Raw genomic sequence first — 19344 nt, forward strand, 5'->3', positions numbered from 1 at the left:
GGAGAAAGAGCGGCCGGACACCAGCCGCCGCCCGGTCGCAGTCGACCGGCGTACGGCGCACATGCATGGAGGACGTGACGTGGCGAACGACGCCAGCACCGTTTTCGACCTAGTGATCCTCGGTGGCGGTAGCGGCGGGTACGCCGCGGCCCTGCGCGGAGCTCAGCTGGGCCTGGACGTCGCCCTGATCGAGAAGGGCAAGGTCGGCGGTACCTGCCTGCACAATGGCTGCATCCCCACCAAGGCTCTGCTGCACGCGGGTGAGATCGCCGACCAGGCCCGCGAGAGCGAGCAGTTCGGTGTCAAGGCCACCTTCGAGGGCATCGACATCGCGGCCGTCCACAAGTACAAGGACGGGGTCATCGCGGGCCTCTACAAGGGCCTTCAGGGGCTGATCGCCTCCCGCAAGGTGACGTACATCGAGGGTGAGGGCCGCCTCTCCTCGCCGACCTCGGTCGACGTGAACGGCCAGCGTGTCCAGGGCCGCCACGTGCTCCTGGCGACCGGCTCCGTGCCGAAGTCGCTGCCGGGCCTGGAGATCGACGGCAACCGGATCATCTCCTCCGACCACGCGCTGGTCCTGGACCGCGTCCCGGAGTCCGCGATCGTGCTCGGCGGCGGCGTCATCGGCGTCGAGTTCGCCTCCGCGTGGAAGTCCTTCGGCACCGACGTGACGGTGATCGAGGGCCTCAAGCACCTCGTCCCGGTCGAGGACGAGAACTCCTCCAAGCTTCTTGAGCGCGCCTTCCGCAAGCGCGGCATCAAGTTCAACCTGGGCACCTTCTTCTCGAAGGCCGAGTACACCCAGAACGGTGTCAAGGTCACCCTCGCCGACGGCAAGGAGTTCGAGGCCGAGGTACTGCTCGTCGCCGTGGGCCGCGGCCCGGTCTCGCAGGGCCTGGGCTACGAGGAGCAGGGCGTCGCGCTCGACCGCGGCTACGTCCTGGTCGACGAGTACATGCGCACGAACGTCCCGACCATCTCCGCCGTCGGTGACCTGGTCCCGACGCTCCAGCTCGCGCACGTCGGCTTCGCCGAGGGCATCCTGGTGGCGGAGCGTCTGGCCGGTCTCAAGACCGTTCCGATCGACTACGACGGTGTCCCCCGGGTGACGTACTGCCACCCCGAGGTCGCCTCCGTGGGCATCACCGAGGCCAAGGCCAAGGAGATCTACGGCGCGGACAAGGTCGTCGCTCTGAAGTACAACCTCGCGGGCAACGGCAAGAGCAAGATCCTCAACACCTCGGGCGAGATCAAGCTCGTCCAGGTGAAGGACGGTGCCGTGGTCGGCGTCCACATGGTCGGTGACCGTATGGGCGAGCAGGTCGGCGAAGCCCAGTTGATCTACAACTGGGAGGCGCTGCCGGCCGAGGTGGCCCAGCTCATCCACGCCCACCCGACGCAGAACGAGGCACTCGGCGAGGCCCACCTGGCCCTCGCGGGCAAGCCGTTGCACTCGCACGACTGATCAGCCGTCACCGGCCGCACATCAGTCACCGCGTCGCACCTGGGCGCGACGACCACAGACTTCCGCACCATCGTTAAGGAGCAACAGAAACCATGGCGGTTTCCGTAACCCTTCCGGCGCTCGGTGAGAGCGTCACCGAGGGCACTGTCACCCGCTGGCTGAAGGCCGAGGGCGAGCGCGTCGAGGCCGACGAGCCGCTGCTGGAGGTGTCGACCGACAAGGTCGACACCGAGATCCCCTCGCCCGTCGCCGGTGTGCTCGCATCCATCAAGGTCGCCGAGGACGAGACGGTGGAGGTCGGCGCCGAGCTGGCAGTCATCGACGACGGCACGGGCGCGCCCGCAGCCGCCCCCGCCCCGGCCGCCGAGGAAGCCCCGGCCGCCGAGCCGGAGCCCGCCCCGCAGGCCACCCCCTCGGCCGAGGCCGAGGCGCCCGCGCCCGCTCCCACCGCGGAGGCCGCTTCCGGCGGCGGTTCCGCCGAGGGCACCGACGTCGTGCTGCCCGCACTGGGCGAGTCGGTCACCGAGGGCACCGTCACCCGCTGGCTGAAGGAGGTCGGCGAGGAGGTCGCGGAGGACGAGCCGCTGCTCGAGGTCTCCACGGACAAGGTCGACACCGAGATCCCCTCGCCGGTCTCCGGCGTGCTGCTGGAGATCGTGGTCGGCGAGGACGAGACCGCCGAGGTCGGCGCCAAGCTGGCCGTCGTCGGTGCTCCCGGCTCGGCTCCGGCCGCGGCTGCCCCGAAGGCTCCGGAGGCTCCCGCCGCCGCTGCCCCGGCCGCCCCCGCGGCTCCCGCGCCGGCTCCGGCCGCGCCTGCCACTCCGGCGCCCGCTGCCCCGGCCCCCGCTGCTCCGGCCGCCCCGGCCGCTGCCTCCCCGGCTCCGGCCCAGCCCGCCGCTCCGGCTCCCATGCCGGCGCCCGCGAAGGCCTCGCCCGCCCCTGTCACCCCGGCCCCGGCTCCCGCCGCGACCTCCGGTGACGACGGCGCGTACGTGACCCCGCTGGTGCGCAAGCTCGCCGCCGAGAACGGCGTCGACCTGTCCAGCGTCAAGGGCACCGGCGTCGGCGGCCGTATCCGCAAGCAGGACGTCATCGCCGCCGCCGAGGCCGCGAAGGCCGCCGCCGCGGCTCCGGCTCCCGCCGCCGCCCCGGCCGCCGCCAAGAAGGCGCCGACCCTGGAGGCCTCGCCCCTGCGCGGCCAGACCGTCAAGATGCCTCGCATCCGCAAGGTCATCGGCGACAACATGGTGAAGGCCCTGCACGAGCAGGCCCAGCTGTCCTCGGTCGTCGAGGTCGACATCACCCGGCTGATGAAGCTCCGCGCGCAGGCGAAGGACTCCTTCGCGGCCCGCGAGGGCGTCAAGCTCTCCCCGATGCCGTTCTTCGTGAAGGCGGCGGCCCAGGCGCTGAAGGCCCACCCGGCCGTCAACGCCCGGATCAACGTCGAAGAGGGCACGATCACCTACTTCGACACCGAGAACATCGGTATCGCGGTGGACTCCGAGAAGGGCCTGATGACCCCGGTCATCAAGCACGCGGGCGACCTGAACATCGCCGGTATCGCCAAGGCCACCGCCGAGCTCGCGGGCAAGGTCCGGGCGAACAAGATCACCCCGGACGAGCTGTCCGGCGCGACCTTCACCATCTCCAACACCGGCTCGCGCGGCGCGCTCTTCGACACGATCATCGTGCCGCCGAACCAGGTCGCGATCCTGGGCATCGGTGCCACGGTCAAGCGTCCGGCCGTCATCGAGACGGACGAGGGCACGGTCATCGGCGTCCGCGACATGACGTACCTGACACTCTCCTACGACCACCGTCTGGTGGACGGCGCCGACGCGGCCCGTTACCTGACGGCGGTCAAGGCGATCCTGGAGGCGGGCGAGTTCGAGGTCGAACTCGGCCTGTAGCCCCCACCGCTCACGCGCTGCCCCCGTCCGGAGTTCCGGCCGGGGGCAGCGCGTTTCCGTGTCCGACCTGGCCGTCGTGACCGAAGGCACGCGGGCACGCAGGCCGTGGTCCGGGGTGCCCGGTCCGGCGGCCCCCGTGCTCGCCGTCACTCCGTGCGGGGCCCGGGGGTTCCCGGGGTGGCGCGGACGTGACCGCTCCGCACCGCAGCCGGTACGGGTCTTTACAGGAGGGCTCGCCCTGACAGCGTGTAAGTCTCGTCTCACCTGCGCGAAAGCGCCCCCGTGCGCCTCTCGTCGGCGTGAGGTCGGCCTTATTGTCTAATGGTCAAACGCCCCTGGGGCCGGTACGCCCCCAGCAAAGGAGCCCTCATGACCGCGCCCGTCGTCCACTCGCTCCGCGAGCAGATCCGCGAGCACATCGTGGAGGGGATCGTCAGCGGGCGCTGGAAGCCGGGCGAGCGGATCGTGGAGCGCAGGATCGCGACCGAGCTGGAGGTCAGCCAGACGCCGGTGCGCGAGGCGCTGCGCGAGCTGGAGTCGCTCCGGCTGATCGAGTCGGCCCCCAACAAGGGCGTACGGGTACGGAATCTGACCGCCGCCGACCTGGAGGAGAGCTACCCCGTGCGGGCCGGCCTGGAGGCCATCGCGGCGGAACTCGCGGCCGAACGGCTCGCCCTGGACTGCTCAGCCCTGGAGCCGCACGTCACCGCGCTGTACCAGGCCGACCGGCTGGCCGACGGCACCGGCCAGGTCCGGCACACCGTCGCCTTCCACCGGGAACTGGTGCGGGCCGCCGGGAACTCGGTCCTCCTGCACACCTGGGAGGGCCTGGGCATCGAGGTGTTCACCGCCCTGTCCATCCGCTGGCTGGGGACCGTACAGCAGTCGTACGCGGAGGAGCACGAGGCACTCGTGGCCGCGTTCCGGCGGCGGGACCCGCTGATCGCCGACCTGGTGAAGGCGCACGTGCTCGGCTGCGCGCCACGGCCGTGACCCTGTCGTGACGCTGTGAGCGCACCCGCGCTCACCTGCGGAAACCCCTCGAATTCACGGCACCGCGTGCCCGTCGGCGAGGCACCGCGTGCCTACTTTCCCGTGATCAAGAGATTTTCCGCTGGAACCCTTTGATCGATCATCGATCAGGGAGTTACAGTCTCAGGCGGGCTCCCACCAGAGCCCGCAGCCCTGTCCTGCCAAAGACACAAGGGCACCCGAAAACCCCTTACCGACGAGGGAACCCCCCTCCGCATCCGGAAGGCGGCGCAATGACCGACCCCACCGCTATCCAGCCGAGCGAGCTCGACCAGCTCCCGGACCGCGACCCCGAGGAGACCGCCGAATGGCAGGCCTCCCTGGACGCCGTCACCAAGGCGGCCGGGCCGCACCGTGCCGCGTACCTGATGCGCCGCACGCTGGAGCGCGCCGAGGGCAACGGTCTCGCGCTGCCCAAGCTGCTTGAGACCGACTACGTCAACACCATCCCCACCGCCGCCGAGCCCTCCGTGGACGGCGACGAGGCGATGGAGAACCGGATCACCGCGTGGAACCGCTGGAACGCGGCCGCGATGGTGACCCGGGGCAGCAAGTACGGCGTCGGCGGCCACATCGCCACCTTCGCCTCCGCGGCCTGGCTCTACGAGACCGGCTTCAACCACTTCTTCAAGGGCAAGGAGGGTGACGGGTCCGGCGACCAGCTCTACATCCAGGGCCACGCCTCCCCCGGCATCTACGCCCGCGCCTTCCTCGACGGCCGGCTGACCGAGCACCACCTCGACAACTTCCGCCGCGAGTCCGGCGGCGACGGTCTGCCCTCCTACCCGCACCCGCGCAGGCTGCCCTGGCTGTGGGAGTTCCCGACCGTCTCCATGGGCCTCGGCCCGCTCTCCGCGATCTACCAGGCCCGCTTCAACCGCTACCTCACCAACCGCGGCGTCAAGGACGTCTCGGCGTCCCACGTGTGGGCGTTCCTCGGTGACGGCGAGATGGACGAGCCGGAGTCGACGGCGGCACTCGCGCTGGCCTCCCGCGAGGGTCTGGACAACCTGACCTTCGTCATCAACTGCAACCTCCAGCGCCTCGACGGCCCGGTCCGCGCCAACTTCAAGATCGTGCAGGAGCTGGAGGCCCAGTTCCGCGGCGCCGGCTGGAACGTCGTGAAGTCGCTGTGGGGCAACGCCTGGGACGAGCTGTTCCGGCTCGACACCACGGGCGCGCTCGTCCGCCGGCTGCGCCAGGTACCCGACGCGCAGGTGCAGACGTACCAGACCCGCGACGCCGCCTACATCCGCCAGGACTTCTTCGGTGCCGACCCGGCGCTCGTCGAGATGGCGAAGCTGCTGAGCGACGACAAGATCCTGGAGTGTTTCCACCTCTCGCGCGGTGGTCACGAGGCGCGCAAGGTGTACGCGGCCTACAAGGCGGCCGTCGAGCACAAGGGTGCTCCGACGGTCATCCTGGCCCAGACGGTCAAGGGCCACACGCTCGGCCAGGGCTTCGCGTCGAAGAACGCCAACCACCAGATGAAGAAGCTGTCGACGGACGAGTTCAAGCAGATGCGTGACCTGCTCGAACTGCCCATCTCCGACAGCCAGTTCGTCGACGGCGTGGTCCCCTACGGTCACCCGGGCGCCGACTCCCCCGAGGTCCGCTACCTCCAGGAGCGCCGCGCGGCCCTCGGCGGCCCCGCCCCGGCCCGCCGTACGCACCCGCTCGCCCCGCTGCCCGCCCCCGCCGACAAGGCGTTCACGTCCTTCGACAAGGGGTCCGGCTCGCAGAACGTGGCGACGACGATGGCGTTCGTCCGGCTCGTCAAGGACCTGGTCCGCGACAAGCAGACCGGTAAGCGCTGGGTGCCGATCGTCCCCGACGAGGCGCGCACCTTCGGCATGGAGAGCCTCTTCCCCTCCCTGGGCATCTACTCGCCCAAGGGCCAGACGTACGAGCCGGTCGACCGCGACCAGCTGATGTACTACAAGGAGGCCAAGGACGGCCAGATCCTCAACGAGGGGATCACCGAGGCCGGTTCCATGGCGGACTTCATCGCCGCGTCCACCGCGTACTCCACGCACGGTGAGGCGATGATCCCCTTCTACATCTTCTACTCGATGTTCGGGTGGCAGCGCACGGCCGACCAGATGTGGCAGCTCGGCGACCAGCTCGGCCGCGGCTTCCTGGTCGGCGCGACGGCCGGCCGCACGACGCTGACCGGTGAGGGCCTCCAGCACGCGGACGGCCACTCCCCCGTCATCGCGGCGACCAACCCGGCGGCCATGTCGTACGACCCGGCGTTCGCCTACGAGGTCGCGGCGATCGTCAAGGACGGTCTGCGCCGGATGTACGGCGAGGCGGCCCCCGGCGAGGACCAGAACGTCTTCTACTACCTGACGGTCTACAACGAGCCGATCCCGCAGCCCGCCAAACCGGGCGGACCCGGCATCGACGAGGGGATCGTCAAGGGCCTGTACCGCTTCAACACCGCCGAGTCGGCCGGACTGACCCCGGCCGCCAACGCCGCCCGCGTCCAGCTCATCGGCTCCGGTACGGCGATCCACTGGACCCTCGCCGCGCAGAAGCTGCTCGCCGAGGAGTGGGGGGTGGCCGCCGACGTGTGGTCCGCCACCTCCTGGACGGAGCTGCGGCGCGACGCCCTGGACGCGGACGCGGCCCTGCTGCGCGGCGAGGAGCGGGTGCCGTACGTACGGCAGGCGCTGCACGGCGCCGAGGGCCCGGTCCTCGCGGTCTCCGACTACATGCGCCAGGTCCCGGACCAGATCGCGCAGTGGGTCGAGCAGGACTACTCCTCGCTCGGTGCCGACGGCTTCGGTCTGTCCGACACCCGTGACGCCGCCCGCCGCCACTTCGGCGTCGACGCGGAGTCGATCGTCGTCGCGGCGCTGGCGCAGCTCGCGCGGCGTGGCGAGGTCAAGGCCACCGCGGTGAAGGAAGCACGGGAGCGGTACGGCCTGTAGGCCTGCCGGCTGGTTCCGGGTGAACCGGGTGAAGGGGTACGGCGGCCGCCGTGCCCCTTCGCTGTCGGTGGGGCCCGGCATCCCCGGCATCATGGACGGATGCGCGCTGCCCGCCTGATCAAGATGGTGCTGCTGCTCCAGTCCCGGCCCTCGATGACCGCCGCCGAGCTGGCGCGGGAGCTGGAGGTGTCCGAGCGGACGGTCACCCGGGACGCCCAGGCGCTGAGCGAGGCGGGCGTCCCGGTGTACGCGGACCGGGGGCGGGCCGGCGGGTACCGACTGGTCGGGGGCTACCGCACCCGGCTGACGGGTCTCGCGCGCGGTGAGGCGGAGGCGCTGTTCCTGAGCGGGGTGCCGGGGGCGCTGCGCGAGATGGGTCTGGAGGACGCCGCCTCGGCGGCCCGGCTGAAGGTGTCCGCGGCGCTGCTTCCGTCCCTGCGGGACGCCTCACGGACGGCCGCGCAGCGGTTCCATCTGGACGCGCCCGCCTGGTTCAGCGAGCCGAAGGCACCCGAGCTGCTGCCCGCGGTGGCGGACGCGGTGTGGGACGACCGGCGGATCACCACCCGCTACCTGCGCGGGCCGGCCGAGGTGGAGCGGGCCCTCGAACCGTACGGCCTCGTGCTGAAGGCGGGCGTCTGGTACCTGTGCGCGCGGGTTCCCGAGGCGGGGACCTTCCGGGTGTACCGGCTCGACCGGTTCACGGCGGTGGAAGGCTCGGAGGAACGCTTCGCCCGGGACGAGGGCTTCGACCTGCCGGCCTTCTGGGAGGAGCGGGCCGAGGAGTTCGCCCGGTCCATCCTGCGGACGGAGGTGGTCGTCCGGCTGTCCCCGGCCGGCGTGCGCCGGCTGCCGTACGTCGTCGATCCCGCCTCCGCCCGTGAGGCGCTGTCCGCCGCCCGCCCGCCCGACGGCACGGGCCGGGTGACCGTCACCCTCGGCGTCGAGTCCGAGGAGATCGCCCACAGCCAGCTCACCGGGCTCGGGCCGGAGGCGGAGGTGCTGTCCCCGGCGGCGTTGCGGAACCGCTTCGCCGCGGACGCGGCCCGGCTGGCGGCGCTGTACGGGTGACCGCGTCGCCATGGGTGACCGCGTCCCTTAAATACGGACGAACCCGGTGGTTCTGCCTTCGGCATGTGCACGCATAACAATCTGCGGCACTCCGCGTGCGTCCCTCCCGTCCAGGCCCGATGCTTGACCCGTGATGGACGAGACGGAGTTCTGGGAGCTGGTGGACGCGACCCGTGAGGCCGCCGAGGGGGACCCCGAGGAGCAGGCCGACCTGCTCGTCGAGCGGCTCGTCCAGTTGGACCCCGACTCGGTCCTGGACTTCGCCCGGCACTTCGAGTCCCGCTACAACCGCGCCTACCGCTGGGACCTGTGGGGCGCCGCCTGGGTACTCCTCGACGGGGCCGGCGACGACGTCTTCGACTTCTTCCGGTGCTGGCTGATCGGCCAGGGCCGGGAGGTCTTCGAGGGCGCCGTCCACGACCCGGACTCGCTGGCCGATCTCGTGGACGAGTTCGACGACGAGATCGACGGTGACGGTGAGGAGCTGGGCTATTCGGCGGACGAGGCCTACGAACAGCTCACCGGTGTCGTCGCTCCGGACCTGGGGGTTCCGCCCGCGCCGCCCGAGCCGGAGGGCACGCCGCTCGACTTCGAGAACGAGGCGGCTCTCTCGGAGCGTTATCCCAAGTTGTGGGAGCGGTTCAGGGGCTGAGCTGACGCGGGCGGTGCGTCGACCCGCCGCTTCAGCCCGCCGTGGTTTTGCGGCGGCCCGGGTCAGACGGGATGTACGCCTGTGGCTGCTCGGCCTTCGCCGCGTGGTGCATGGGTGCGGCGTTGGCCTGGTCCAGGGCGGATGCCGTGACCGCGGCCGGGCCGAGGATCACCGTGGCCACCGCGCACAGCACCGTCCACGGGCCTCGTCCCGCCCTCGCCCAGCCCGTCCCCCGCCGCTCCGGGGTCTTCCTCCGACTGCTGCTCATATCCCCACCTCCGGTCAGTGCCTGTGCCGACCGTAGGACGGGGGGCTCTGGGGAGTCTGTGAGGTGGCTGCGGCTTGGCTGTGGGCGTTGTTTCTTCGCCCCCTCCGCCCCTTCCCGTCCCGTCTCTCGGGGGCTCCGCCCCCGAACCCCCGCTCCTCAAACGCCGGAGGGGCTGAAATTTTCCCCCCGGGCGGCGCTAGAGATTTCCAGCCCGTCCGGCGTTTGAGGACGAGCGCGAAGCGCGAAAGGGGGGTCTGGGGGCGCAGCCCCCAGGAACGGGACGGGAAGGGGCGGAGGGGGCGAAAAAACCCGTCAGCGCGTCGCCGCGCGCAGTGTGTCCTCGATCGTCGGGAAGGCGAAGGTGAAGCCTGATTCGAGGAGGCGGGTGGGGAGGACGCGTTGGCTGCCGAGGATGTCGCCGGACATCTCGCCCAGGGCGAGGCGGAGGAGGGGCGCCGGGGTGGCGAGGACGGTGGGCCGGTGCAGGACGCGGCCCATGGCCTCGGTGATCTCACGGTTGGTGAGAGGCTCCGGGGCCGTCACGTTGAACGGCCCGGACAGGGCCTCCGCGTCGATGAGATGCCGGATCGCCGCCACCTCGTCATGCAGCGAGACGAAACTCCAGTACTGCTCACCGGACCCCAACCGCCCGCCCAGCCCCGCCTTGAAGAGCGGAAAGAGCTTCGCCCAGGCACCGCCCTCACGGGCCACCACCAGCCCGGTACGGACGAAGACCGTACGGACGCCCGCCTCCGCCACGGCGCCCGTCGCCCCCTCCCACTCCACGCAGACGGAGGAGAGGAAGCCGTCTCCGGGCGGCGCCGACTCGTCCACCGCCCGGGTGCCGGTGTCGCCGTAGAACCCGATGGCGCTGCCGTTGACGAAGACCCGCGGCGGCGAGTCGAGCGAGGCGACCGCGTCGGCCAGCGTCGTCGTGCCCGCCACCCGGCTGCGCCGGATCCTCTCCTTGTACTCCTTGGTCCAGTACCGCGAGGCGACCCCCGCGCCGGCGAGGTTGACCACCGCGGCGCAGCCCTCCAGCCGCGCCGTGTCGACCCGGCGGCTCTCCGGATCCCACCGGGCCTCGTCGCTCCCGCGGGGCGCGCGGCGGACGAGACGGATCACCTCGTGTCCGTCCGAGGTCAGGGAGCGTGCCAGCGCCGAACCGATCAGGCCGGACGCACCGGCGATCGCGACGCGGGAACCGGGGGCAAGGGGCGATTCGCTCATGGGTCCATCCTGCCCCGCCGGGCGGAAAATCACGGGACGGGGCCCCGGGTGGCCGCCGTACAGTGATCCTCATGCCGGATCCGCATATACGTTTCGCCACCTTCGACGACGAGGACACGCTCGGCCGACTCGACCGCGTCACCTGGTCCACGCTGCACGCGGTCACGCCGCGCCCGCGTCCGCCGTACGAGCCCTTCTACAACGAGCGGTTCGGCCCACGGGACCATCTCCTCGCCGAGATCGGCGGCGAGGTCGTCGGCTACATCCGGCTGGGGTTCCCCACGCCCCTCCCCTGCAACTCCCATGTCCGGCAGATCCAGGGGCTCGTCGTCTCGGAGGAGGCGCGCGGGGCGGGGGTCGCGCGGGCGTTGCTGCGGGCGGTGCTGGACGAGGCGCGGCGGCAGGGTGCCCGGCGCCTCACGCTGCGCGTCCTCGGGCACAACACCCCGGCGAGGAAGCTCTACGAGTCCGAGGGGTTCGTGGTCGAGGGGATCCTGCCCGAGGAGTTCCTGCTCGACGGCGGTTACGTCGACGACGTGCTCATGGGCCGCACGGTCTGAACCGGCTCCGTCTAACCGGGCTCCGTCTAACCCGGCTCCGGTCCGACCCGGCGGGCCCTCGCCCGCCGGGTCCGCGGCGGCGGACTCAGGAGGAGATGAGGTCTCCCGTGTCCACCGGCGCCGTGGCGTTCCGCGCCTGCCTGGCGTCCGGGGCGACCTCGTCGGCCGTCAGGACGTAGCCCGTCTCGGCGTCGGAGGTCGAGCGGGCGAAGACGACGCCGTACACCTTGCCCTCGGTGGTGAGGAGAGGGCCGCCGGAGTTGCCGGGACGGACGGTGGAGCGGATCGAGTAGATCTCGCGGGTGACGGTGTCCGTGCTGTAGATGTTCTGGCCCGTGGCGTCGATCCGGCTCGCGACCGTGGCCGCCTGGAGGTCGAGGCCGCCGTCCTGGGGGTAACCCGCCACGACCGCCGAGTCGCCGCGCGAGGCGGTGTCGTCGAAGGGGAGCACGGGCGCCCGGAGGTCCGGCACGTACAGGACGGCGACGTCCTTCTGCGGGTCGAAGAGCACCACCTTCGCCTCGTACGCCCGGCCCACACCGCCCACCCGTACGGTCGGGTCGTCGATGCCCGCCACCACGTGGGCGTTGGTCATCACGTGCTCGGACGTGTAGACGAAGCCGCTGCCCTCGCGGCCCTGGTTGCCCGAGACGCCCTCGACCTTGACCGTGCTGTTCTTGGCGGCGTTCGTCGCGGCGACGGTGACGCTGTCCCCCGAGGGCTTGGCGACGCCCGCCGCCGGTTCGTTCTCGAAGGGGTTGAAGACCTGTGGGAAGCCCGCCTCGGTGAGCGCGGAGGTGGCGCGCGAGAACCAGGTCGGCGTGGTCTCGGGCATCGCGTTCTGTACGGCGCCCAGCAGGGCGGAGTTGCGGATCGACTGGGTGACGACGGCGGACGAGGACGCGCCCAGGACGCTCGCCGCCACCCATGCCACCAGGAGCACGGCCACCGTGTTCGCCGCGGCCCCGCCGATCCCGTCGGCCACCCGCAGCGGCCCGCGGTCCAGCTCGCGGCGCACCTTCATGGCCAGCCGCCCCATCAGTTCGTGGCCCACCACGGCGGGGACCAGGACGGTCAGCACGGCTGTCACCGTCGCCCCGGGTGTGCCCGGTGTGACCAGCTCCATCATCCAGGGCAGCACCCATACGCCGATGACGGCGCCGCCCACGAACCCGGCCAGCGAGAGACAGCCCGCGACCAGGCCCCGGCGGTAGCCGGACGCCGCGTAGCCCAGGATCACCAGCAACAGCAGTAGGTCGAGCACGTCCACGGGGCCGCCTTTCTCTCGGGCCCCCCAGTACGCGTGCCGCGGGCCCAGTGATCAGACACGCGCGTGTGGCGCCGGGAAACGGCCACGCGTGCCTGGACCTCTAAAAACGTCCCGCACCGGGCCGATGGTTCCAACGTGGTTCGTCCGGGTGGCACAACACACATCGCGGGGTGGGGGCATCCGGGTCAGGGTGAGTGCATGCGTGTCTCGTGGAAGGCGCGGGGGGTCCGAATACGGAGCGGGGAGCGGGCGTGGCGTGCGGTGCGCCGCCTGCTCCCGGCACGGGAGGTACCGCTGCCGCTGGCGGCGCGCGTCGCGCTCGTCTGCGTACCCGGGCTGATCGCCGTCCTGCTGCTGGTCCTGGGCGCCCTGTGGCTGGGCGGTGCGGGAGACCGTTCCGCGCGTCCGCCGGTCGCGGCCCGGCCCGCCGTGGCCCACCCCGCCGCCAAGCCACCCATAGTCCCCCGGTCCCACTGGCTGGACGCCGAGAGCAGGCACGACCAGCCGCCCGCCCGCTACGACGACCGGGTCGTCGCCGTCTTCGTGCACCACACCGACTCGCCGAACGGGTACGCCTGCGCGGACGCGCCCCGGATCATCCGCTACCTGTACGCCGGCCAGACCGGCGCCCGGCAGTGGGACGACATCGGCTACAACTTCCTCGTCGACCGCTGCGGCACGATCTACGAGGGCCGCGCGGGGGGCGTCGACCGGGCGGTGACCGGGGCGCACGCGCAGGGGTTCAACCATCGCACCGCGGGGATCGCGGCCATCGGGACGTTCACGGCGGGTACGCCGGTGCCGCGGGCCATGACCGAGGCGATCGCGGCGGTCGCGGCCTGGAAGCTCGGGCTGTCGGACGTGGATCCGCGGGCCACGGTCCGGCTCGTCTCCAGCAACGACCTCGCGCGGTACGCCGCCGGGACGTCGGCCGTGCTGCACACGCTGTCCGGGCACAACGACGGGTTCATGACGAGTTGCCCGGGAGCGGCGCTGACGGCCCGGCTGCCGGAGATCCGGCAGACGGCGGCGCGGCTTCAGGGGCGCTGAGGGGCTTTTTCGCCCCCTCCGCCCCTACCCGTCCCGTTCCTGGGGGCTGCCGCCCCCAGACCCCCGCTGTCGCGCTTCGCGCTCGTCCTCAGACGCCGGACGGGCTGAAAGGATTTCAGCGGCGCGCACCCCCATGCGACCGTGCACGGTCTCCGCACGACTTGACCTCGCCCGTGACGTCCCTAGCCTCGGTCCGAACTCGGGCTTCCCGTAAGCCCGTTGGGGGCATGACGTCCCCACCCGGCAAGGCACTGTCGCGCAACCTCGAGGAGGAGCACGTGCTAGAGCCCGCTCGCCCGGCGCAAGACGTGGACGTCGTCATCGTGGGGGCCGGGGCCGCCGGCCTCGCAGCCGCCCAGCACCTGACCAGGGCGGGCCTCACGGCCACCGTCCTGGAGGCCACCCGGCACGTGGGGGGCCGCATGTCCACGGAGAAAGTCGACGGTTTCCGGCTCGACCGCGCGGGCCGGCTGCTCTCCACGGCGTACCCCGAACTCCGGCGCACGCCGGGTCTGGACAGCCTGACCCTGCGCCCGTTCTCCCCGGGGGTCCTGCTCCACAGCGGCGGTCGGCACCATCGTGCGAGCACCCCTCTCGCACCCCGGAGCGCGAGGGGCGCACTCAACGCCGCACGCGCCCTCGCGAGCGCCCCCCGCCTTCCCCGACCCCGGCTCCAGGCGGACGCGTCCCGGTCCGGCGTCCCCGGAGATCCCTTCGACCAGACCCGGCTCGCCACCGCGCTGGCCCGCCTCGCCGACACCCCGCCGGCCCGCCTCCTGGCCCGCCCGGATCTCCCCGCCGGCCAGTCGTCGGCCGCTCTCGGTCTGCCGCCCCGCACGGTCGAGGGCTTCCTGCGTCCGCTGCTCGCCGCCCTCCTCTGCGACCCGGACCTGCGGACCTCCAGCCGCTGCGCGGACCTGGCGCTGCACTCCTTCGTCACCGGCCGGCTGTGTCTGCCGGAGGGCGGAGCGGACGCGCTGCCCGAACTGCTCGCGGCCTCGCTCCCACCGGGCACGGTCCGCACCGGCGTCCGGGTCGACGCGGTCTCCACCACCAGGGTGACGACCCGTGAGCACGGCGAACTCGGCTGCCGTGCCGTCCTGTTGGCGACCGGAGCGCGCGCCGCCGCCGAGCTGCTGCCCGGCCTGCACGTGCCGGCCTTCCACCCGGTGACGGTGGTGCACCACACCACGGACGAGCCCCCGCTCACGGAACCCGCCCTCCTGCTGGACGCGGACCGGAGCGGCCCGGTGGCGCACACGGCGGTCATCAGCGAGGTCGACGCGACCCGCGCCCCGGCCGGACGGGCGCTCGTCTCCTCCACCGTCCTCGGCACTCCGCCAGCGCCCGGCCGGCTGGACGCGGCGGTCCGCGCCCAACTGGCCCGCCTCTACGGGACGTCGACCGCGCGCTGGGAGCTCCTCGCGGTCCACCACGACCCGGAGGCGGTCCCGGCGATGCCCCCGCCGCACGACCTGCACCGCCCGGTACGCCTCCTGGCGGGCCTGTACGTGTGCGGGGACCACCGAGACACGAGCACCGTGCAGGGCGCGCTCCACTCGGCCCGCCGGGCGGCCCACGCCGTGCTCATGGACCTGGGCGCCCGCCCCGCCTTACGCGAGGAGTCCCGGGAGGCGGAGGCGGCCTGAGCCTCAGCCGAGCGCCGCCACCCGGTCCCGGTATCCGCGTACGGGGGCCGCGTCCCGGTAGGGCTCCAGCCGGCGCTCGAAGTCCCGTACGTACTCGATGGCCCGCACCGACCGCATCTCCTGCGCCTGCCCGGCGGCCTCGGCCCCCAGCTGGCAGGCCTGGTCGAGCTCCCCGAGGCCGAGCCGCGCCGAGGCGAGCACCACACGGCAGAACAGCCGGCTGCGCGCATAGCCGGGCGCCCGCAACTGGAGCGAGCGCTCGGCGTGCTGCGCGGCGGCCCGGTACTGCTGGAGGTCGCGGTGGCAGTGCCCGAACTCGTCGGCGAGTTGTGCCTCGTCGAAGAACCGCGCCCAGTAGGGGACCTCGTCCCCGGCGCGGGCCGCTTCCAGCGCCCGCTCGGCGCGCACCAGGGACGCCGTGCAGGCCCGTACCTCCCCGAGCACCCCGTGCCCGCGCGCCTCGACGGAGTGCAGCATGGCCTGCACCACGGGCGACGCCGCCGCCCCGACGCCCTGCTGGGCCACCCTCGCGAGCTGTACGGCCTCCCTGCCGTGTCCCAGGTAGACCGCCTGCCTGCTCATCGTCACCAGCACGTACGAGCCGTACCCGCGGTCCCCGGCCGCCTGCGAGAGGCGCAGCGCCTGGACGAAGTAGCGCTGGGCCAGGCCGTGCGCGGCGATGTCGTACGAGGTCCAGCCGGCGAGGCGGGTGAGGTCGGCGGTGGCGGCGAACAGACGGCGTCCGGTCTGCTCGCCGTACGCGCCGCGCAGCATCGGCTCGGCCTCGTGTTCCAGATAGCGGACCAGTGCCTGGCGGGCGTGGCCGCCGCCGTAGGCGTGGTCGAGGGTGCGGAAGAGTTCGCCGACCGAGCGCAGCGCCGCGATGTCGCCGCCGCTGACCTTCAGGCCGGGTCCGCGCTCGGTCTGGCCGCGCTGTCTCGGCACGGCGGAGCGGCCCTGCGCGGGCACCCGTCCCGGGGCGGGCTCGCCGCGGCTCACCCGCTCGTCGGCCTTCCCGATGAGCCAGTCCCGACTGGGGACGACGAGTCCCGCCGGGGTGAAGGCGATCTTGCGCAGCTCGGCGTGGCTGCCGGAGTCCTTGCGCCACAGGCCGCTGACGATGTCGACGGCCTCTTCGGGGGAACCGGCGAACTCCAGCCCGGCGTACACCGGGGCGCAGGCGTCGAGCCCGAGGTCCTGCGCGCTGAGCCGGCGTCCGAGGCGGCGGGTGAACACCTCGGCGATCAGCGCGGGTGTGGTTCCTCTCGGCTGCTGCCCGCGCAGCCACCGGGTGACCGAGGTCTTGTCGTATCTCAGGTCGAGGCCGTGTTCGAGGCCGAGCTGGTCCACGCGACGGGCGAGACCTGCGTTGGAGAACCCCGCTTCTGCGATGAGCGCGGCGAGCTGGCGGTTGGGAGTGCGCTGCGCGGGTCGTTCCGTCATCTGCGGTGCGGTCTCCTGCCTTTCGGGCCTCTGAGCGGCCTTGGAGCCGCAGAGGTGGCCCGGATTGCCTGTGAGCAGCCCTTTTGGCCTCTTGAACGGCGCGAATGTAGCGGAGCGTAAGCGCCTGGTCGCACAATTCCACGGGCATTCATCCGATCGTGTGAGGATTGACCGCTGGGCTGACGGGCATCGGCCGGACGTACAGTGGCGTGGGCGCGTTACATGCCTGACACAGGTACCTCGTGTGATCCGCGTGCCCGACGAGGCTTCTAAGGGAGGCGCTTGCCGTGAGTGAACTGCGGTTCGTCCGGATGGGATTCGGCGCGCGGGCCGTCGACTACCAGGAGGCGTGGGACGAGCAGCGCCGCGTGCACGCCGCCCGTTTCCTGGACGAGGTCCCCGACACCTGTCTCCTCCTGGAGCACCCGCCGGTCTACACGGCGGGCCGGCGCACCGCGGACAACGAGCGGCCGCTCGACGGCACCCCGGTCATCGACGTGGACCGCGGCGGCAAGATCACCTGGCACGGGCCCGGCCAGCTGGTGGGCTACCCGATCCAGAAACTGCCCCGCCCGGTGGACGTGGTAGCACATGTACGCCGTCTGGAAGAGGCTCTTATCCGTACGTGTGCGGAGTTCGGCCTGGAGACCAGCCGCGTCGAGGGCCGCTCCGGTGTCTGGATACTCGGCGACCCCGTGGAACAGCGTCCGGCACTCGGCGGGCTCTCCCTCGACTTCGACCCCCGCCTGACGGACGACGAGTTCGACCCGCGGATGAACGGCCCGGAGTACGCCCCCTCCAACGCCGGCCAGCGCCGCGAGGACCGCAAGATCGCGGCGATCGGCATCCGGGTCGCCAAGGGCGTCACGATGCACGGTTTCGCGCTGAACGTGAACCCCGACAACGTCTGGTTCGACCGGATCATCCCGTGCGGCATCCGCGACGCGGGGGTCGCCTCGCTCGCCGGCGAACTGGGCCGCGACATCACCATCGACGAGGTCCTGCCGGTGGCCGAGCGGCATCTGCGGGACGTGCTGGAGCACGCGGACCTCAAGCCGCGGCTCGTGGAGCGGGCGTCGGCCTGACGGCTGTCCGGGACCCCGGGAATGCACCCCCGTTCCCGAAGGTTGACCACCGCAAGGACCAGGAACCGCACGGGCGTACCCTGGTGTACGCCGAAGATTCGAAGACTACGCCCAGCAATAAACAGGGAGCCGATGTGTCCGCAGTCGCACCCGACGGACGCAAGATGCTGCGCCTGGAGGTCCGGAACGCCCAGACCCCCATCGAGCGCAAGCCCGAGTGGATCAAGACCCGGGCGAAAATGGGTCCCGAGTACACGAAGATGCAGGCCCTGGTGAAGAGCGAGGGTCTGCACACCGTCTGCCAGGAGGCGGGCTGTCCCAACATCTACGAGTGCTGGGAAGACCGCGAGGCCACCTTCCTCATCGGCGGCGACCAGTGCACCCGGCGCTGCGACTTCTGCCAGATCGACACGGGCAAGCCCGAGGCGCTGGACCGCGACGAGCCCCGCCGCGTGGGCGAGTCCGTCGTCACGATGGACCTGAACTACGCCACGATCACCGGCGTCGCCCGCGACGACCTGGCGGACGGCGGCGCCTGGCTGTACGCGGAGACGGTCCGCCAGATCCACGCCCAGACGTCGGGCCGCGAGACCGGCCGCACCAAGGTCGAGTTGCTCGCCCCCGACTTCAACGCCGAGCCCGAGCAGCTCGCCGAGGTCTTCTCCTCGCGCCCCGAGGTCTTCGCGCACAACGTCGAGACGGTCCCCCGGATCTTCAAGCGCATCCGCCCCGGCTTCCGCTACGAGCGCTCACTGAAGGTCATCACCGAGGCCCGCGACTACGGTCTGGTCACGAAGTCGAACCTGATCCTCGGCATGGGTGAGACCCGCGAAGAGGTCAGCGAGGCGCTCCGCCAGCTTCACGAGGCGGGCTGCGAGCTGATCACCATCACGCAGTACCTGCGGCCCTCCGTGCGTCACCACCCCGTGGAGCGCTGGGTCAAGCCGCACGAGTTCGTGGAGCTGAAGGACGAGGCCGAGCAGATCGGCTTCTCCGGTGTCATGTCGGGCCCGCTGGTCCGCTCCTCCTACCGGGCCGGCCGGCTCTACCAGATGGCCGTCGAGAAGCGCGGCGCGTACGTCGCCTCGCAGGCGGTCTGAGGAGCGGTCCGCGTCCGGCTCGTACGGGCGCGGCGGTCGGAGATCCGGACGGCGCCGGACGGACCAGGACGGTCCAGGACGACTCAGGGCCTCGTACGGCCTAGTCGGACGGGCTCGGTGGAGCGAGTGGGTCCAGGAGAGCGGTGGCACTGAGTGCCACCGCTTTCATGTGAATCGGCACACAAGCAACTCACCACGCACAATGGCCCGTTCGGCACCCCTGACGCCTTCCCCGCAGATGGGGGCCTCGCCGGGGACGCGTCAAGGATCGGCCCCGGAACGTCAACGTTTCATTCGTGTTTGACCGGTCGGTCACGCCCTGGTAACACCAATCAGTGACCCTGGTTGCAGACCCCGTACCGCACCCGCCAGAGCCGATGTCCCGAGGGGGGAACACCATCATGCAGGCCGCGCCCGTACGCGCCACCGCGATTCCGTCGTTCACCAATGCACTCCGTGCCGTCGAGTCGATCCTGCTGAGCGGCGGCCAGCGCACCGCCCGCCGCAACGCCTGGACGTCCGTCCTGGAGGACCGCCGCCGCGCCAAGGACAGGGTCGAGGCGCAGCAGGTGCTGGAAGCCGTCGCGACGCGTCTGTAGTCTCCGCCGGGCCCTCCCGGC

The 19344-nt window shown here is 71.8% G+C and carries 16 protein-coding genes; 12 read left to right on the plus strand and 4 right to left on the minus strand.

The window, feature by feature from the left end; translation table 11 throughout:
- Positions 1–79 precede the first annotated feature (79 nt).
- The 6 genes from lpdA to ACIP79_RS14325 all read left to right on the plus strand — a co-directional run bounded on the left by lpdA (position 80) and on the right by ACIP79_RS14325 (position 9069).
- The gene (gene lpdA, locus ACIP79_RS14300) at positions 80–1468 is read left to right on the plus strand and encodes a dihydrolipoyl dehydrogenase (RefSeq protein ID WP_383684379.1); all 1389 of its coding nucleotides are present in this window, start codon (positions 80–82) and stop codon (positions 1466–1468) included.
- Between the two features lie 92 nt (positions 1469–1560).
- On the plus strand, positions 1561–3378 hold the full coding sequence (gene sucB / locus ACIP79_RS14305; RefSeq protein ID WP_401222982.1) for a 2-oxoglutarate dehydrogenase, E2 component, dihydrolipoamide succinyltransferase: 1818 nt from the start codon (positions 1561–1563) through the stop codon (positions 3376–3378).
- Positions 3379–3747: 369 nt separating this feature from the next.
- Positions 3748–4371: a GntR family transcriptional regulator gene (locus tag ACIP79_RS14310; protein ID WP_383688025.1), complete on the plus strand. Its 624-nt coding sequence runs from the start codon at positions 3748–3750 to the stop codon at positions 4369–4371.
- A 272-nt stretch (positions 4372–4643) separates the two neighbouring features.
- A complete protein-coding gene (aceE, locus tag ACIP79_RS14315) occupies positions 4644–7346 on the plus strand; it encodes a pyruvate dehydrogenase (acetyl-transferring), homodimeric type (protein WP_401222984.1) in 2703 nt (900 codons plus the stop codon).
- A gap of 99 nt (positions 7347–7445) precedes the next feature.
- Entirely contained in the window at positions 7446–8417 is a 972-nt protein-coding gene (locus ACIP79_RS14320) for a helix-turn-helix transcriptional regulator (RefSeq protein WP_401222986.1), read from the plus strand.
- A 133-nt stretch (positions 8418–8550) separates the two neighbouring features.
- On the plus strand, positions 8551–9069 hold the full coding sequence (locus ACIP79_RS14325) for a DUF4240 domain-containing protein (RefSeq protein ID WP_401223417.1): 519 nt from the start codon (positions 8551–8553) through the stop codon (positions 9067–9069).
- Between the two features lie 31 nt (positions 9070–9100).
- Here the strand turns inward: ACIP79_RS14325 and ACIP79_RS14330 are convergent, their stop codons facing one another.
- Positions 9101–9337: a hypothetical protein gene (locus ACIP79_RS14330; RefSeq protein WP_401222988.1), complete on the minus strand. Its 237-nt coding sequence runs from the start codon at positions 9335–9337 to the stop codon at positions 9101–9103.
- A 312-nt stretch (positions 9338–9649) separates the two neighbouring features.
- Positions 9650–10567 (minus strand): TIGR01777 family oxidoreductase, encoded by a 918-nt coding sequence (locus tag ACIP79_RS14335; RefSeq protein ID WP_401222990.1) that lies wholly within the window; start codon positions 10565–10567, stop codon positions 9650–9652.
- A 71-nt stretch (positions 10568–10638) separates the two neighbouring features.
- Here ACIP79_RS14335 and ACIP79_RS14340 point away from each other — a divergent pair, with 71 nt between their 5' ends.
- Positions 10639–11127 carry a GNAT family N-acetyltransferase gene (locus ACIP79_RS14340; RefSeq protein WP_383684068.1) on the plus strand — a complete coding sequence of 163 codons (489 nt, stop codon included), beginning with the start codon at positions 10639–10641 and terminating at the stop codon, positions 11125–11127.
- Positions 11128–11212: 85 nt separating this feature from the next.
- On the opposite strand, the gene ACIP79_RS14345 is transcribed toward ACIP79_RS14340, so the two are convergent.
- Entirely contained in the window at positions 11213–12397 is a 1185-nt protein-coding gene (locus ACIP79_RS14345; protein WP_401222992.1) for a MarP family serine protease, read from the minus strand.
- A 198-nt stretch (positions 12398–12595) separates the two neighbouring features.
- Here ACIP79_RS14345 and ACIP79_RS14350 point away from each other — a divergent pair, with 198 nt between their 5' ends.
- Complete coding sequence (locus ACIP79_RS14350) at positions 12596–13447, plus strand: peptidoglycan recognition protein (protein ID WP_401222994.1); 852 nt, start codon at positions 12596–12598, stop codon at positions 13445–13447.
- 227 nt (positions 13448–13674) lie between these two features.
- Positions 13675–15096, plus strand: a complete 1422-nt coding sequence (locus ACIP79_RS14355; RefSeq protein WP_401222995.1) for an NAD(P)/FAD-dependent oxidoreductase — start codon at positions 13675–13677, stop codon at positions 15094–15096.
- Positions 15097–15099: 3 nt separating this feature from the next.
- On the opposite strand, the gene ACIP79_RS14360 is transcribed toward ACIP79_RS14355, so the two are convergent.
- Positions 15100–16539 (minus strand): regulator, encoded by a 1440-nt coding sequence (locus tag ACIP79_RS14360; protein WP_401222997.1) that lies wholly within the window; start codon positions 16537–16539, stop codon positions 15100–15102.
- A 287-nt stretch (positions 16540–16826) separates the two neighbouring features.
- On the opposite strand from ACIP79_RS14360, the gene lipB reads away from it, so the two are divergent.
- From lipB to ACIP79_RS14375, 3 genes are all read left to right on the plus strand, one after another.
- Positions 16827–17624, plus strand: a complete 798-nt coding sequence (gene lipB, locus ACIP79_RS14365; protein WP_401222999.1) for a lipoyl(octanoyl) transferase LipB — start codon at positions 16827–16829, stop codon at positions 17622–17624.
- Positions 17625–17758: 134 nt separating this feature from the next.
- The gene (lipA, locus tag ACIP79_RS14370; protein WP_401223000.1) at positions 17759–18724 is read left to right on the plus strand and encodes a lipoyl synthase; all 966 of its coding nucleotides are present in this window, start codon (positions 17759–17761) and stop codon (positions 18722–18724) included.
- 401 nt (positions 18725–19125) lie between these two features.
- A complete protein-coding gene (locus ACIP79_RS14375) occupies positions 19126–19323 on the plus strand; it encodes a hypothetical protein (RefSeq protein ID WP_401223002.1) in 198 nt (65 codons plus the stop codon).
- The last annotated feature ends 21 nt before the right edge of the window (positions 19324–19344 follow it).

The organism is Streptomyces sp. NPDC088747 (assembly GCF_044751025.1).
GTDB lineage: Bacteria > Actinomycetota > Actinomycetes > Streptomycetales > Streptomycetaceae > Streptomyces.